The 14,440-nt window shown below is 67.6% G+C and carries 15 protein-coding genes; 8 read left to right on the forward strand and 7 right to left on the reverse strand.

Annotated elements, in window-relative coordinates:
* The first annotated feature begins 20 nt into the window (after positions 1-20).
* The 3 genes from FBT96_RS00760 (at position 21) to rsmA (ending at position 3,244) form a co-directional block, all read left to right on the forward strand.
* Entirely contained in the window at positions 21-1,289 is a 1,269-nt protein-coding gene (locus FBT96_RS00760; protein ID WP_136904496.1) for a peptidylprolyl isomerase, read from the forward strand.
* Positions 1,286-2,296 carry a 4-hydroxythreonine-4-phosphate dehydrogenase PdxA gene (gene pdxA, locus FBT96_RS00765; protein WP_136904497.1) on the forward strand — a complete coding sequence of 337 codons (1,011 nt, stop codon included), beginning with the start codon at positions 1,286-1,288 and terminating at the stop codon, positions 2,294-2,296. Before FBT96_RS00760 ends, pdxA begins: the two co-directional genes overlap by 4 nt.
* A gap of 105 nt (positions 2,297-2,401) precedes the next feature.
* Complete coding sequence (gene rsmA, locus FBT96_RS00770) at positions 2,402-3,244, forward strand: 16S rRNA (adenine(1518)-N(6)/adenine(1519)-N(6))-dimethyltransferase RsmA (protein WP_136904498.1); 843 nt, start codon at positions 2,402-2,404, stop codon at positions 3,242-3,244.
* Between the two features lie 57 nt (positions 3,245-3,301).
* Here the strand turns inward: rsmA and FBT96_RS00775 are convergent, their stop codons facing one another.
* From FBT96_RS00775 to FBT96_RS00790, 4 genes are all read right to left on the reverse strand, one after another.
* The gene (locus FBT96_RS00775; protein WP_136904499.1) at positions 3,302-4,033 is read right to left on the reverse strand and encodes a DUF4167 domain-containing protein; all 732 of its coding nucleotides are present in this window, start codon (positions 4,031-4,033) and stop codon (positions 3,302-3,304) included.
* Positions 4,034-4,329: 296 nt separating this feature from the next.
* Positions 4,330-5,160: a peptide chain release factor N(5)-glutamine methyltransferase gene (prmC, locus tag FBT96_RS00780; protein WP_136904500.1), complete on the reverse strand. Its 831-nt coding sequence runs from the start codon at positions 5,158-5,160 to the stop codon at positions 4,330-4,332.
* Positions 5,157-6,212: a peptide chain release factor 1 gene (gene prfA / locus FBT96_RS00785; protein ID WP_136904501.1), complete on the reverse strand. Its 1,056-nt coding sequence runs from the start codon at positions 6,210-6,212 to the stop codon at positions 5,157-5,159. Before prfA ends, prmC begins: the two co-directional genes overlap by 4 nt.
* Before the next feature lie 182 nt (positions 6,213-6,394).
* Positions 6,395-7,066, reverse strand: coding sequence for a glutathione S-transferase family protein (locus FBT96_RS00790; protein ID WP_136904502.1), 672 nt, complete (start codon positions 7,064-7,066; stop codon positions 6,395-6,397).
* Positions 7,067-7,215: 149 nt separating this feature from the next.
* On the opposite strand from FBT96_RS00790, the gene ppk2 reads away from it, so the two are divergent.
* The 5 genes from ppk2 to FBT96_RS00815 all read left to right on the forward strand — a co-directional run bounded on the left by ppk2 (position 7,216) and on the right by FBT96_RS00815 (position 11,590).
* On the forward strand, positions 7,216-8,268 hold the full coding sequence (gene ppk2, locus FBT96_RS00795) for a polyphosphate kinase 2 (RefSeq protein WP_136904503.1): 1,053 nt from the start codon (positions 7,216-7,218) through the stop codon (positions 8,266-8,268).
* A gap of 60 nt (positions 8,269-8,328) precedes the next feature.
* Positions 8,329-8,928: an SAM-dependent methyltransferase gene (locus FBT96_RS00800; RefSeq protein WP_136904504.1), complete on the forward strand. Its 600-nt coding sequence runs from the start codon at positions 8,329-8,331 to the stop codon at positions 8,926-8,928.
* 116 nt (positions 8,929-9,044) lie between these two features.
* Entirely contained in the window at positions 9,045-9,497 is a 453-nt protein-coding gene (locus tag FBT96_RS00805) for a c-type cytochrome (protein WP_136904505.1), read from the forward strand.
* Between the two features lie 57 nt (positions 9,498-9,554).
* Positions 9,555-10,142 carry a cytochrome b/b6 domain-containing protein gene (locus tag FBT96_RS00810; RefSeq protein WP_136904506.1) on the forward strand — a complete coding sequence of 196 codons (588 nt, stop codon included), beginning with the start codon at positions 9,555-9,557 and terminating at the stop codon, positions 10,140-10,142.
* A 41-nt stretch (positions 10,143-10,183) separates the two neighbouring features.
* Complete coding sequence (locus FBT96_RS00815) at positions 10,184-11,590, forward strand: MATE family efflux transporter (protein ID WP_136904507.1); 1,407 nt, start codon at positions 10,184-10,186, stop codon at positions 11,588-11,590.
* Here the strand turns inward: FBT96_RS00815 and FBT96_RS00820 are convergent.
* The 3 genes from FBT96_RS00820 to FBT96_RS00830 form a co-directional block, all read right to left on the reverse strand.
* Positions 11,547-12,677, reverse strand: coding sequence for an NAD(P)/FAD-dependent oxidoreductase (locus tag FBT96_RS00820; RefSeq protein WP_136904508.1), 1,131 nt, complete (start codon positions 12,675-12,677; stop codon positions 11,547-11,549). The genes FBT96_RS00815 and FBT96_RS00820 overlap by 44 nt on opposite strands.
* 74 nt (positions 12,678-12,751) lie before the next feature.
* Complete coding sequence (locus tag FBT96_RS00825) at positions 12,752-13,177, reverse strand: hypothetical protein (protein ID WP_136904509.1); 426 nt, start codon at positions 13,175-13,177, stop codon at positions 12,752-12,754.
* Between the two features lie 26 nt (positions 13,178-13,203).
* The gene (locus tag FBT96_RS00830; RefSeq protein ID WP_136904510.1) at positions 13,204-14,406 is read right to left on the reverse strand and encodes a pyridoxal phosphate-dependent aminotransferase; all 1,203 of its coding nucleotides are present in this window, start codon (positions 14,404-14,406) and stop codon (positions 13,204-13,206) included.
* Between the last annotated feature and the right edge of the window lie 34 nt (positions 14,407-14,440).

Here is a 14,440-nt window from a genome sequence, read left to right on the forward strand (position 1 = left end):
GACGAAGAAACGACGAACGGATGACGGAACGAATGATGCGGCATTTTCCCTCGCTTCTCGGATGGGTTCTGACGGCCGGGCTGGCGCTGGGCGCCGCCGCGCCGCTGCAGGCGCAGGCGGCGGGCGATTTCGCCCCGGCGATCACCGTCAACGGCCTGGCGATCAGCGGCTATGAAATCGCGCAGCGCGCCCGGTTCATGGAATTGCTCGGCGCCAAGGGCGATGTGCGCAAGATGGCCGAGGACGCGCTGATCGACGACCGGCTGCAGGGCTGGAAGGCGCAGAGCCTCGGCGTTTCCGTCTCGCGCGATGCGGTGACCCGCGGCATGGCGGAATTCGCCGCCCGCGCCAATCTGAGCACCGAAGATTTCCTCAAGGCGCTGGCCGGGGCCGGGGTCGAGGCGCAGACCTATCGCGATTTCGTCACCTCCGGGGTGACCTGGCGCGAGGTGGTGAAGGCGTCCTATGGCGGCGGCCGGATCCAGATTTCCGATGCCGAAATCGACCGGGCGCTGGCCGCCGAGGTGCCGAAGGGCGCCGAGCCCGAGCCGCCGAAAGTGCTGATCTCGGAAATCGTGATCCGCAATTTCCCCGGCCGCGACGCCGAGACCATGGCCAAGGCGCGCAAGGCCGCCGCGGCGAAGACCGAGGCGGAATTCGCCGCGCTGGCGAAAGAGCTGTCCTCGGCCAAGAGCGCCGGACAGGGCGGGCGGCTGGACTGGATGCCTGTCACCGCGCTGCCGCCCGAGGTGCGCGAGACCGTGCTGGGGCTGCGGCCGGGCCGGACCTCGGCGCCGGTCGAAACGCCGAATTCGGTGTCGGTCTTCTTCCTGCGCGGTCTGGACGAGGGGGCGCCGCTGACGCCGCAGACCGCGGCCCTGGGCTATGCGACGCTGGCGCTGGGCGCCACCGGCTCGCCCGAAGCCGCCGCCCTGCGCGCCCGCGCCGAGGCCGATGCGCAGCGCTGCGACGATCTTTATTCGGTGGCGGGCAAGCTGCCGCCCGAACGGCTGCAGCGGGTCGAGGCGGCGCGGGCCGGGCAGATCCCGGCCGATATCGCCCGGCTTTTGCCGCGGCTCGATCTGAACGAGATGCAGGTGATCCCGCGCGGCGGCACTGATGTTCTGGTGATGCTGTGCGACCGCGGCCGGGCGATCGACGCCACGGTGGGCGAGACCGGCCCCTCGCGCGCGGCGACGCGCGATCAGCTGCTCAATGCGCGCGTCGGCGCGCTGGCCGACCGGCTTCTGGCGCAGCTGCGCGCCGAAGCGGTGATCGTGCGGAAATGAGCCAGCGCGCGCCCGAGGCCGCGGTCTTCGACCGGCCGGTGATCCTGACCTGCGGCGATCCTTCCGGGGTCGGGCCGGAACTGGCGGTGCGGGCGAGCCAGGCGCTGGGGGCGCGGCTGCCCTTTGTGTTTCTGGGCGATCCGGCGCATCTGCCGCGCGGCGCGGCGATCCGCGAAATCGACACGCCCGAACAGGCGATGACCCATGCGGGGGCGGCGCTGTGCGTGCTGCCGCATCCGTTTCCGGCGGCGGCGGTGCCCGGCCAGCCCGATCTGGCGAATGCGCAGGCGGTGATCGACGTGATCGCGCGCGGCGTCGATCTGGTGACGCGCGGCGCGGGTCTGGCGCTGACCACGGCGCCGATCAACAAGAAGGTGCTGAAGGACGGGGCGGGTTTCGCCTTTCCGGGCCATACCGAATATCTGGCCCATCTGGCGGGGGGCGCACGGGTGGTGATGATGCTGGCCTCGGAGCGGGTCGATCCGCCCTGCCGCGTCGTGCCCGCGACGATCCACATCGCGCTGCGCGAGGTCTTCGACGCCTATACGCCCGCGCTGCTGCGCGAGGTGGTGCGGCTGACGGCCGAGGGGCTGCGGCGCGATTTCGGCCTGGAAAATCCGCGGCTTGCGGTGGCGGGGTTGAACCCCCACGCGGGCGAGGGGGGCGCGATGGGGCGCGAGGAAATCGACTGGATCGCCGATGTCGTGGCCGGGCTGCGCGCCGAGGGGCTGGCGGTGACCGGGCCCTTGCCGCCCGACACGATGTTTCACCCGGCGGCGCGGGCGCGCTATGACGCGGCGATCTGCGCCTATCACGATCAGGCGCTGATCCCGATCAAGACGCTGGATTTCGACGGCGGGGTGAATGTGACGCTGGGGCTGCCCTTCGTGCGGACCTCGCCCGATCATGGCACGGCCTATGATATCGCGGGCACCGGCAAGGCCAGTCCGCAAAGCCTGATCGCGGCCTTGACGATGGCGGCGAAGATGGGGGCGGCGCGGCTGTGACCCGCGCCGGGGGCTCTGCCCCGCCGTCCATTGGGCTTGAACCAATGGCGCCGCAATGAACGGCCCCGGGATATTTGAGGCAAGATAAAGAGGGAAGGACGGGCTTTGGCTGCGATCGACGGGCTGCCGCCCTTGCGCGAGGTGATCGCGACCCATGAGCTGGTGGCGAAAAAGGCTTTGGGGCAGAACTTTCTGCTCGATCTCAATCTGACTGCGAAGATCGCGCGCGCGGCGGGCGATCTGCGTGGTTGTGACGTGCTGGAGGTCGGGCCGGGGCCGGGCGGGCTGACGCGGGGGCTGCTGGCCGAGGGGGCGCGGCGCGTGCTGGCGGTCGAGAAGGACAGCCGCTGTCTGCCCGCGCTGGCCGAGATCGGCGCGCATTACCCCGGGCGGCTCGAGGTGATCAACGGCGATGCTTTGGCGGTCGACGTGCTGGCGCATCTGACGCCGCCCATTCGGATCGCGGCGAACCTGCCCTATAACGTCGGCACCGAGCTTCTGATCCGCTGGCTGACGCCTGCGGTCTGGCCGCCGTTCTGGCAAAGCCTGACGCTGATGTTTCAAAAAGAGGTGGCCGAGCGGATCGTGGCGAAGCCCGGCACCGATCATTACGGGCGGCTTGCGCTTTTGGCGCAGTGGCGGGCCGAGGCGAAGATCGTCATGGTGCTGCCGCCCGAGGCTTTTACCCCCGCGCCCAAGGTGCATTCGGCGGTGGTGCATCTGACCGCCTTGCCCGCGCCGCGCTATCCGGCCGATCCGGCGGTGCTGGAGCGGGTGGTGGCGGCGGGGTTCAACCAGCGCCGCAAGATGCTGCGATCAAGCCTGAAGGGGGTGCATCCGCGCATCGAGGCGCTTTTGGAAGAGGCGGGCATCCCGCCGACCGAGCGGGCGGAGCGGGTGAGCCTGGAGCAATTCTGCCATCTTGCCCGGCTGGTGGCGGCGGGCTGACCCGGCTGGCTCACCCGGCTTGCTGAAACGAAAACCGCGCCCGAAGGCGCGGTTTTTTCATTCGGCGGCGGAGCCTTCGGGCGGCGCTTCGGCGGCGCGGTCGGCCTTGGGCTTGTCCGAGCGCGGCTTGCGCGGCGCGCGGCTGCGCGGCTTCGGCGCGCCTTCGGATTTGGCCGGGGCCGGGGCGGTTTCGGTCGCCGCCGTCTCTTCGGCCGGGGCGGCGGCGGACGCTTCGACCGGGCGCGGCGCAGGGCTGCGCTTTTCGGGACGCGGCGGTTCGGGCTGGCGCATTTCCGGGGTTTCGACGAGGCCCGGGCCATCGTCTTCGGCGGCGGCGAAGAAATCGGGCATCAGCACCGGCGCGCCTTCGTAACGCGGCTGCGGCGCCTCCTCGAAGCGGACGGGCTCGGGCTGCGGCTCGCGCGGTTCACGCTCGGGCCGGTCGCGGAAGTTGTTGTTTTGGCCGCCCTGCTGCGCGTTGCCGCCGTTCTGGTTGCCGTTTTGCTGGTAATTGCGGTTGCGCTCTTCCTGTTCGCGGGCCAGTTCGCGCTGCGCCTCGCCCAGCATGCGGGTGTAATGCTCCGCATGTTGCAGGAAGTTCTGTTCCGCCACGCGGTCGTTGCTCAGCTGCGCGTCGCGCGCCAGCGCCAGGTATTTCTCGATGATCTGCTGCGGCGTCCCGCGCACCTTGCCCTCGGGGCCGGAGCTGTCGAAGACCCGGTTGATGATGTTGCCGATGCTGCGCTGGCGGTTCGACTTGTTGCGCGAACGGGACTTGGAGGATCTCATGAGCCTGCGTCTGTTGGACCCTTGCGGGTGGAAGGTCTGGGCCGGACCGGAGTTGGGCGCCCGTCTGACCGGGGCTCGAACCCAGCAGGCATCGCCTGCAAACGGAACCGACCCTGGAAGGAAGCTGACCGGGGGGAGGACGAAAACCATCCCCTCACGCGACTGCACTAACCACTTCGGGGGCAGTGGTGCAAGACGGAATCAGGCCCGGCACGGGAAAAGATCGCGAAAATCTATCGATTGCGGCCGGAAAACCGCGTTTCGCGCGGCTCAGGGCCGCCGTTCAGGGCCGCCGTTCAGGGCCGATGCGCCAGCACCACGCGATCCCGGCGGCCCAGATCCTGCCGGACCTCCACCGCGGCGAAGCCCTGCGCCGTGAGCATCGCCGAAACCGCCGCCGCCTGGGTCGGGCCGATTTCCAGCGCGATCCGCCCGCCGGGCCTGAGCCGGGCAAAGGCCCCGAAGGCGATGGCGCGATAGGCGCCGAGCCCGTCGCCGCCCGGCGTCAGCGCGCTGTGGGGTTCCCAGTCGCGCACATCGGGGGCAAGCTCGGCCATCTCGGCCTCGGTGATGTAGGGCGGGTTCGAGACGATCAGGTCAAACCGTCCCTCGACGCCGTGAAACCAGTCGCCCTGCACGAAACGGGCGCGTTCATGCAGGCTGAGCCGTTCCGCGTTTTCCTGCGCCACGGCCAGCGCGGCTTCGGAAATGTCGGTGGCGACGCCCTCGGCCGCGGGGCGTTCCGACAACAGGCTGAGCAGGATGCAGCCGGTGCCGGTGCCCAGATCCAGAACCCGCTCGAAGCCGGTTTCAAGCGCCACTTCGACCAGCAATTCGGTTTCCGGCCGCGGATCGAGCGTCGCCCGCGTGACCCGGAATTCGTGTTTCCAGAATGCGCGATGTCCGGTGATCTGCGCCACCGGCTGGCGCGCCTCGCGGGCGGCGAGGCATTTGAGAAACTGCTTGTGGCGGTCTTCCGAAAGCTCGGAATGGATCGACAGGTAAAGCCGCTCCGGCGGCACCTCCATCACATGGGCGAGCAGGCGGCGGGCGTCGGTGGCCGCGCCGCGGATCCCCGCGCCTTCCAGCTGGCGCGTGCCCAACATCAGGGCGATCTGTGCCTTCATTCGTCCATCTCCGCCAGTTTGGCCGCCTGATCATGGGCGACGAGCGCATCGATCACCTCGCCCAGATCGCCCGCCAGGATCTGCGGCAGGGCGTAAAGGGTCAGGTTGATGCGGTGATCGGTCATCCGGCCCTGCGGGAAGTTGTAGGTGCGGATGCGTTCCGAGCGATCGCCCGAGCCGACCTGAGACCGCCGGTTCTCGGCGCGTTCCGTTGCCAGACGCTCGCGTTCGATCTCGTAAAGCCGGGCGCGCAGGACGGCCATCGCATTGGCGCGGTTCTGGTGCTGGCTTTTCTCGGACGAGGTCACGATGATGCCGGTGGGCAGGTGGGTGATGCGGACCGCGGAATCGGTGGTGTTGACGTGCTGCCCGCCCGCGCCCGAAGACCGCATCGTGTCGATGCGGATGTCGTTGGCCGGGATGTCGATGTCGACCTCCTCGGCCTCGGGCAGGACGGCGACCGTCGCGGCCGAGGTGTGGATGCGCCCGCCGGCCTCGGTTTCGGGCACGCGCTGCACCCGGTGCACGCCGGATTCGTATTTCAGCCGGGCAAAGACGCCTTCGCCCTCGATCCGGGCCATGGCTTCCTTGACGCCGCCAAGCTCGGTCGCGGTGAATTCAAGCCGCTCAAAGCGCCAGCCCATCTTTTCGGCGTGCCGTTCATACATCCGCCACAGGTCATGGGCAAAGAGCGCCGCTTCCTCGCCCCCGGTTCCGGGACGGATCTCGAGGATCGCCGGGCGGGCATCGGCCGCGTCTTTCGGCAAAAGCGCCAGCCGCAGCGCCTGTTCCATCACCGGGATGCGGGCTTTCAGCCGCGGCAGCTCTTCCTCGGCCAGGGCCTTCATCTCGGGGTCGGCAAGCCAGCCCTCGGCCTCGGCCAGATCGTCGAGCGATCGGCGATAGGCGGCGATTTCGGTGACGACCGGGCGCAGGTCGCTGTATTCGCGCGAGAGCGTCGCGATTTCCGCGGGCGGCAGCGCCGTGTTCAGCTTCGCTTCGAGAAACTCGAAACGCGCGGTGATCTGAGCAAGTTTGTCGAGCGGAACCATGGGTTCATCTGACCGAGACCGGGCTGCGGGTCAAGGGTGGGCGGGGATTTCGCCCCGGGGCTGCGCCCGGGGCGACCCGGGCGGGGGCTCCGCCCCGTCGTCCATCGGGCTTGAACCGATGGCGCCGCAATGGACGACCCCCGGCGTATTTTCACCAAGAAGAAGCAGGGGCGCGCGGCGGATCACGCCGGTTCGGCGGCGCGTCTTTCCATCAGGTCGCGGAAGGCCGGGCGGCTTTGGCACAGGTCGAGCCAGCCGCTCAGGCGCGGGAATTGCGCCATCAGCCGGGTGTGGGCCTGGGCGTAGCGCACGATTTCCGCCATGTTGATGTCGGCCACGGTGAAGCGCCCGCCGACGATGTGGCTATGCGCCGCCAGATGGGTTTCGAGCGCCTTGAACGGGCGTTGCAATTGCGCCGAGGCGGCGGCGATCTTCGCCTCGCCGTTTTCGGTCGCGGCCTCGCCGCGCGCATAGGCGAAGGAAATGTCGAGCGCCGGGCCCTCGATCGCGGTGGCGCCGTAAAGCGCCCATTGCAGCATCTGCGCCTCCTCGCGCAGGTCTTTCGGCGCGAGCGGCCCGCCCGCCTTTTTCGCCATGTAAAGATTGATCGCCAGCGATTCCGACAGCACCAGCCCCGCATCCTCCATCACCGGGATCGCCCCCGCGGGCGAGAGCTTGAGGAATTCCGGCGTGCGGGTGTTGAAGGGGGCTTCCGGGTGGGTGGCGTCGATCCCCTGCGCCTCGAGCCGATAGGCCTGGATGACGGGCTTGAGCTGCCAGTCCAGCCCCAGTTCCGCCGCCGCCCAGATGTTGCGCGTCGCGCGCGAGCGGTACATGCCGTAAAGTGTGATCATCGGTCCCTCCTGTTTCGCCCATGCTGCGCCGGGATCGGGGCAGAGGGAAGGCGGAAAATGCAACCGCCGAATGACGGTTTCTTGACACGCATCAAGGCGATTTTCACCTTTTTCTGCCAAGACGGGACGGTCAGCAGGGAGGGTTGCGCATGGATGATCATGTCACTGTCGCGGCGGTGCAGGCCGTCGCCGAGCCGCCGCAGGCCGAGGGGCCGCCCGAGCCTGCGCCCGAACCCGTTCCCGAACCTGTGCCCGAACCTGCGTCCGAGCCCGGGGCCGAGCCTGCCACCGGGGAAAGCGCGGCGTTGAGCGGGCCGCAGGAATTTCCGACATTGGATGCCGTCACGGTCCGGCGGACCTTCGAAAGCGGCAAATATCCCTATCCGCACCGTCTGGGCCGTGTGGCCTATGAGCGGGAAAAGGCGCTGTTGCAGGCCGAATTGCTGAAGGTGCAGCGCTGGGCGCAGGAGACGGGGCAGAAATTCGTCATCCTGTTCGAGGGCCGCGATGCCGCGGGCAAGGGCGGCACGATCAAGCGCTATACCGAACATCTCAACCCGCGCTTTGCCCGCGTCGTGGCGCTGAACAAACCCTCGGACGAGGAACGCGGGCAGTGGTATTTCCAGCGCTACGTGCGCTGGCTGCCCACCGCGGGCGAAATGGTGTTTTACGACCGCAGCTGGTACAACCGCGCGGGGGTCGAGCGGGTGATGGGCTTTTGCGCCCCCACCGAATATCTGGAATTCATGCGCCAGGCGCCCGAGTTCGAGCGGATGCTGGTCCGGTCCGGCATAAGGCTTTACAAATACTGGTTTTCCGTCAGCCGCGAGGAGCAGCGGCGGCGTTTCACCGAACGTGCCACCGATCCGCTCAAGCGCTGGAAACTCTCGCCGATCGACATGGCCAGCCTTGATAAATGGGACGATTACACCGAGGCGAAGGAGGCGATGTTCTTTTACACCGACACCGCCGATGCGCCCTGGGTGATCATCAAGTCGAACGACAAGAAGCGGGCGCGGCTGAATTGCATGAAGCATTTCCTCGCCTCGCTCGACTATCCCGACAAGGACATGGCGATCGTCACCCCGCCCGATCCGCTGATCGTCGGGCACGCAAGCCATGTCGTGCATGGCGCGGCGCATATCCTGGCGAGTGCGCAACACCCGCAGCGGCGCGGCCCTGCGACAAGGACGAAACCCTGACCGCCCTTGCATGACCCCCGCCCCCGGCCCATGTTGCGGCGGGGCAACGGGGGAACGATCATGTGGGACGAACGGTTTTCGGGCGACGGGTATTTCTACGGCACCGAACCGGCGGGCTTTGTCGCGGCGCAGGCCTGGCGTCTGACGCAGGGGGCGCAGGTGCTCTCGGTCGCCGAGGGCGAGGGCCGCAATGCGGTGTGGCTGGCTGCACAGGGGCTGTGCGTTCACGCGCTGGACGGCTCGGCCCCGGCGCTGGCGAAGGCACAGAAGCTTGCCGCCGCGCGGGGGGTGAGCCTGGCCATCGAACAGGCCGATCTGGCGCGGTTCATCTGGCCGGTGGCGGCCTATGACGCGGTCTTCGGCGTCTTCATCCAATTCGCGCCGCCGCCGCTGCGCGCGGCGATGTTTCGCGGCATGGCGCAGGCGCTCAAACCCGGTGGGCTTTTGTTCTTGCACGGTTTTTCGGTGCGGCAGCTGGGCAATGCCTCGGGCGGGCCGAAGGAGGCCGCGCAGCTCTGGACGCTGGATCTGCTGCGCGCGGCCTTTCCCGGCTGGGAGATCCGGCATCAGGCCGATTACGACGCCGTGCTGGCCGAAGGCCCCGGGCACAGCGGCCTTGCGGCGCTGATCGACCTTGTCGCTGTCAAACCGGCAAGATGATGCCGTCCTGTGATCTCGTCACAGACAATTTATTGTCGGCGGCATAGACGGAACCCGGTGCGTCGTGCGTGTAATGGGTTCGACGCACTGACCCCAAACTTTTCAGGAGATGACGCATGCGCAAAATCCTTCTCGCTCTTCCGGTGGCCGCCCTTGTGCTGGGCAGCGCCGCCTATGCCGCGGATACCAAAGAGGTTCTGGAGGCCCGCGAGGCCTATTTCAAATCGCTCGGCAAATCGATGAAGGCGATGACGGGCGTGGCCAAGTCGTTCGACGCCGGGGCCGCCAAGGCCGAAGCCGCGGTGCTGGAAAAGATCCTGGCGACCGACGTGGGGCCGCTGTTCCCGGCGGGCACCTCGAGCACCGATCTGCCCGGCGAGACCGAGGCCAAGGCCGCGATCTGGGCCAACATCGACGATTTCGGCGCCAAGGGCAAAGCCATGCATGACGCCGGCACCGAAGTGATCGCGGCGGCCAATGCCGGCGACGGCGCGGCCTTCGGCGCGGCGCTGCAAAAGCTGGGCGGCACCTGCAAGGCCTGCCACGACGACTATCGCGAAGAAGACTGATCTGCCCGGGGCGGGGGAAACCCCGCCCTTTTCCCTTTCCGATGAAGGTGTTGCCCGATGACCGACATGACCGATTCCGCCGCGAGAGGCCGCCCGATGATCTGGGATCCGCTGGTGCGGGTGTTTCACTGGACGCTGATGATCTGCGTCGTGGGGGCCTGGATTCTGGGGGAATTCGGCCCGGACATCATGACGCTGCATTTCTGGCTCGGCTATGCGGTGGGCGGCCTTTTGCTGATCCGCCTCCTGTGGGGCTTTGTCGGCCCGCGCACGGCGCGGTTTGCCAATTTCGTCACCGGGCCGGGGCCGGTTCTGCGCTATGCCGCGACGCTGCCGAAGCGCAAGCCGAGCCATACCACCGGCCACAACCCGCTGGGCGGCTGGGCGGTCGTGGCGATGCTGGTCCTGCTGGGCCTGCAGGTTCTGACCGGGCTGTTCGTCGGCACCGATGATTACGTGAACATGGGGCCGCTGTCGGGCTATGTCTCGGAAGACGTGAACAAGCTGGTGCTGAGCTGGCACAAGACCTTTGCGCCGCTCATTCTGGCGCTGATCGGGCTGCATGTGGCGGCGATCTGGTTCTACAGGATCTGGAAGCGCGAGGACCTGATCACCCCGATGATCACCGGGCGCCGCCCCGACTGAGCCATATGGACGGCGGCCGGGTTCCGCGCTAACCTGCGGGCATGACACAGGTACATTCTCCCGCAGGGCAATCCGGCCTTGCCGCCAATATCCGCGCCACTCTGGTTCTGGGCCTGCCGATGATCGGCTCCAACGTTGCCCAGATGGCGCTTCACGTCACCGACACGATCATGCTGGGCTGGTACGGGGTGGCCGAACTGGCCGCTGTCGTGCTCGGATCGTCGTTTTTCTTCTTCCTCTTCATCCTCGGTTCGGGCTTTTCCTATGCGCTGATGGGGCGGATTTCCGCGGCCCTTGGTGCGGGCAATGCCACCCAGCTGCGCCGCGACACGCGGATGGGGCTTTGGGTCTCGATCGGCTACGGGCTGGTGGCGATGCCGGTGATGTTCGCCGCGACGCCGATTCTGCGCGCGCTGGGGCAGGACCCGCATCTGACGGCGCTCGCCGCCGAGTTCCTGAACATCGCCGCTTTCGGTCTGGTGCCCGCGCTGGTCGTGGCGGTGCTGCGCGCCTATCTGGGGGCGCAACATCGCGCGCAGGTGGTGATGTGGGTCACCGTTCTGGGCGTGGGCGTCAACATCTTCGGCAACTGGGCCTTTGTCTTTGGCAATTTCGGCGCCCCCGAGCTGGGCGTATCGGGCTCGGCGCTGTCTTCGGTGCTGGTGCAGATCACCTCGGCCCTGTTGCTGGCCGCCTATGCCGCCTGGCACCCGAAGCTGCGCACCATCGGCCTTTTCACCCGGTTCTGGCGCCCGGATTGGGAAGCGATGCGGGCCGTGGTCCGGCTGGGTCTGCCCGCCGGTCTGACGCATTTGTCCGAGGCCGGGCTGTTTCAGGCCTCGGCGCTGATGATGGGCTGGCTGGGCACGGTGCAGCTGGCGGCGCATGGGATCGCGCTCGAACTCGCCTCGCTGACTTTCATGATCCACATGGGGCTGTCGAATGCGGCCACCGTCCGGGCGGGCCATGCTTACGGCGCCGCCGATCCCGCGCGGTTGCGCGCGGGCGCCAAGGCCGCCGTGCTGATGTCGGCGGTTTTTGCCGGTGGGACGATCGCGGTCTTTCTGGCGATGCCGGAAACGCTGGTCGGGCTGTTTGTGGACCGCACGAAGCCCGAGGCGGCCGAGATTCTGGTCTTTGGCGCGCAGCTTCTGGCGGTGGCGGGGCTGTTCCAGCTGTTCGACGCGGCGCAGGTGATGGCGCTGGGCTTGCTGCGCGGCGTGCATGACACCCGCGTGCCGATGGTGATCGCGACGATCAGCTATTGGCTGGTGGGGGTGCCCGCCAGCTACATCCTCGCCTTCCGCTTTGATCTGGGCGGGATCGGGCTCTGGCTGGGCCTTGTCATCGGGCTGGCCTGCGTCGGCGTCACGCTGATGGTGCGGTTCTGGCGCGGCCCCTGGCTCAGCGGAAGGCCCGCAGATAGTGGCGTTCGTAAAGCCGCTTGAGCCAGTGCAGCGGTTTCATCGCGGGCAGGGTCAGGTTGATCTTGCCGCGGCGGAACACCAGCATGCCGCTGTCCAGACTGTCCATGATGCAGATGAGTTCGGGCCGGAACGGCGTTGCCGGGTCCTGGCCTTTCTCGATCGCGGCAATGTTGGCGGCGATCGCCTGCGCCTGCAGATCGGCCTGATGCGCCTGTTTCGGCAGCCACTCGGGCCCCGGGTAGGACCCGGCATCGCCCGCCACCCAGACGCCCGGCTTGCCGGTGACGCGGCACAGCGCATCGGCCAGGATCATCTTGCCCGGCGAAAGCGGCAGATCGGTGCCCTCGAACCAGGCAAGCCCGGTCATGCCGGGCTGGAACAGGATCAGATCGGCGGCGATTTCGCCCGCCTCGGTCACCACCTTGTCGGGCTCGATCCGCACCATCTTGTGCCCCAGATGCGTTTCGATCCCCCGCCGTTTCATCTCGGCCAGAATGCCGTCGACCGCCTTTTCGCCCAGCCGCTGCCCGGGTCGGTCCGAGGGCGAGAAGAACACCAGCCTGAACCGGTCCCGCCGCATCTGCTGGCGCAGCAGCGTGTCAAGGATGAACATGTATTCGAACATCGGCCCGCCGCGGATCGCACCCGGCTCGCTGGGGTTCGTGGCCATGCCGATGGCGATGGTGCCGCCCTCAAGCGCATGAAACCGTTCGGAAATCGCCTGCGCCGGGGCGAGCCCCTCGCAGGGGATGAGCGCATGTTCGATCCCCGGCAGCTTGCGCAGGAACCGCGCGCCGGTGGCGATGATCAGGTGATCGGCCGAAATCACCTGCCCGTCTTCGGTGGTGACGCTGCGGGCGTCCGCATCCAGCGTGGTGACCGCAGTCTGCAGGAAGCGCACCTTGTGGCGGGCGAGGAACGGGGCCAGCGGGATCTGCAGCTCTTCCACCTCGCGCAGACCGGAGGGGATCCAGATCGCCGAGGGCAGGTAATGCAGGCTGTCGCGCGGGGAAATCAGCGTGATGTCGGCGCGCAGGCCGCGCTTGCGCAGGGCACGCACCGCGGTCAGCGCCGCAAAGCCCGAGCCGAGGATGACGATATGGGTCATGGGGGCTTCCTTGCATTCCGTTTTCTGAATGCAAGGCTAGCCCAGCCCCGCCCGTCCAGGCAAGCAAAACCGGCTCACGTCTCCGTGTCAGCCTCGGGACCGGCTTTCATCATCCGTTCGGCCTTCTTGCGCACCAGCACCGTGCGCAGATCATGCATCGCCAGCAACAGCGGATCGGTGACCTCGTCCAGCTGCGCATCGCCGGCCTTCGACTGCACCCATTGCGTCGTCAGGTTCAGGTGATCGACGGTGCGCAGGATGTCATCGACGTCGCGCGCCGCCAGAACCGCGATGCGTTTTGCCATCCAGGCCTCGATCTCGCGCAGGTCATCGGGCGTCAGCTTGCGGTCGCCCTGCGCCTTGATCTCGCCGTTCTTGACGTTGACGACGGCGATCTGCTCCATCTCGATCCGGCGCTGGCGGTTTTCGGTATCAACCCGAAACACCGCCGCGCCATTGTCGCGGATGCGGAAATAATACTCGGGCAGATCCCCGGCCATCGCACACTCCCCGGGCCGTTCTGGCCTTACTTCAGCCCTTCGCAGAAGGACTTGATCCGCGCGCAGGCATCGACCAGCGCCGCGTCCGAAGTAGCGTAGCTGATGCGGAACGCGGGCGAAAGGCCGAAGGCCGCGCCGAAGACGACGGCCACCCCGGTTTCCTGAAGCAGCGCCGTGGCAAAGGTCTCGTCATCGGTGATGACCGTGCCCGCGGCCGAGGTCTTGCCGATCAGCCCGGCGATCGAGGGATAGACGTAGAACGCCCCCTCGGGCGTGGGGCAGCTGATGCCGGGGCAGGTGTTCAGCGCCGCCACCACCAGATCGCGGCGACGCTCGAACGCGACGCGGCTTTCGGAAATGTAATCCTGCGGCCCGTTCAGCGCGGCGACGGCGGCATATTGGCTGATCGAACAGGGGTTGGAGGTCGATTGCGACTGCACCTTGGCCATCGCCTTGATCAGCGCCTCGGGCCCGCCCGCATAGCCGATCCGCCAGCCGGTCATCGCATAGGCTTTCGAGACGCCGTTGCAGGTCAGCGTGCGGTCGTAAAGCCCGGGCTCGACCTGCGCGGGGGTGGTGAAGGTGAAGCCCCCGAACACCAGATGTTCGTACATGTCATCCGACATCACCCAGACATGGGGGTGACGCAGCAACACATCGGTCAGCGCCTTGAGTTCATCGCGGGTATAGGCCGCGCCCGAAGGGTTCGAGGGCGAGTTGAAGATCACCCATTTCGTCTGCGGCGTGATCGCCGCTTCCAGCGCTTCGGCGCTGATCTTGTAGCCCGCCTCCATCCGCCCCTCGACAAAGACAGGGGTGCCGCCTGCGAGCAGAACCATGTCCGGATAGCTGACCCAATAGGGCGCGGGGATGATCACCTCGTCGCCCGGGTTCAGCGTGGCGACGAGCGCATTGTAAAGCACCTGCTTGCCGCCCGAGGCGACGGTGATCTGGCTCGGCTTGTAGCTCAGGCCGTTTTCGCGTTCGAACTTGGCGCAGATGGCTTTCTTCAGCTCGGGGATGCCATCGACGGCGGTGTATTTGGTGCGGCCCGCCTCGATCGCGGCGATCGCCGCCGCCTTGATATGGGCGGGGGTGTCGAAATCGGGCTCGCCCGCGCCAAGGCCGATCACGTCGCGCCCGGCCTCGGCCAGCTCGCGCGCCTTGTTGGTCACCGCGATGGTGGGCGAGGGTTTCACGCGCGCAAGCGTATCGGACAAAAAGGCCATGGCGGGCTCCTGATCTGGGTCGCCCCTCCTTACG

The organism is Rhodobacter capsulatus (assembly GCF_005144475.1).
Classification (GTDB): domain Bacteria; phylum Pseudomonadota; class Alphaproteobacteria; order Rhodobacterales; family Rhodobacteraceae; genus Rhodobacter; species Rhodobacter capsulatus_C.

What these genes read in the sequence shown, in the direction of transcription:
- FBT96_RS00760 (WP_136904496.1), top strand. Translation starts at nt 21, where the DNA reads ATGACGGAACGAATGATGCGGCATTTTCCCTCGCTTCTCGGATGGGTT.
- pdxA (WP_136904497.1), top strand. Translation starts at nt 1,286, where the DNA reads ATGAGCCAGCGCGCGCCCGAGGCCGCGGTCTTCGACCGGCCGGTGATC.
- FBT96_RS00775 (WP_136904499.1), bottom strand. Translation starts at nt 4,033, where the DNA reads ATGAGATCCTCCAAGTCCCGTTCGCGCAACAAGTCGAACCGCCAGCGC.
- prmC (WP_136904500.1), bottom strand. Translation starts at nt 5,160, where the DNA reads ATGAAGGCACAGATCGCCCTGATGTTGGGCACGCGCCAGCTGGAAGGC.
- prfA (WP_136904501.1), bottom strand. Translation starts at nt 6,212, where the DNA reads ATGGTTCCGCTCGACAAACTTGCTCAGATCACCGCGCGTTTCGAGTTT.
- FBT96_RS00790 (WP_136904502.1), bottom strand. Translation starts at nt 7,066, where the DNA reads ATGATCACACTTTACGGCATGTACCGCTCGCGCGCGACGCGCAACATC.
- ppk2 (WP_136904503.1), top strand. Translation starts at nt 7,216, where the DNA reads ATGGATGATCATGTCACTGTCGCGGCGGTGCAGGCCGTCGCCGAGCCG.
- FBT96_RS00800 (WP_136904504.1), top strand. Translation starts at nt 8,329, where the DNA reads ATGTGGGACGAACGGTTTTCGGGCGACGGGTATTTCTACGGCACCGAA.
- FBT96_RS00805 (WP_136904505.1), top strand. Translation starts at nt 9,045, where the DNA reads ATGCGCAAAATCCTTCTCGCTCTTCCGGTGGCCGCCCTTGTGCTGGGC.
- FBT96_RS00810 (WP_136904506.1), top strand. Translation starts at nt 9,555, where the DNA reads ATGACCGACATGACCGATTCCGCCGCGAGAGGCCGCCCGATGATCTGG.
- FBT96_RS00815 (WP_136904507.1), top strand. Translation starts at nt 10,184, where the DNA reads ATGACACAGGTACATTCTCCCGCAGGGCAATCCGGCCTTGCCGCCAAT.
- FBT96_RS00820 (WP_136904508.1), bottom strand. Translation starts at nt 12,677, where the DNA reads ATGACCCATATCGTCATCCTCGGCTCGGGCTTTGCGGCGCTGACCGCG.
- FBT96_RS00825 (WP_136904509.1), bottom strand. Translation starts at nt 13,177, where the DNA reads ATGGCCGGGGATCTGCCCGAGTATTATTTCCGCATCCGCGACAATGGC.
- FBT96_RS00830 (WP_136904510.1), bottom strand. Translation starts at nt 14,406, where the DNA reads ATGGCCTTTTTGTCCGATACGCTTGCGCGCGTGAAACCCTCGCCCACC.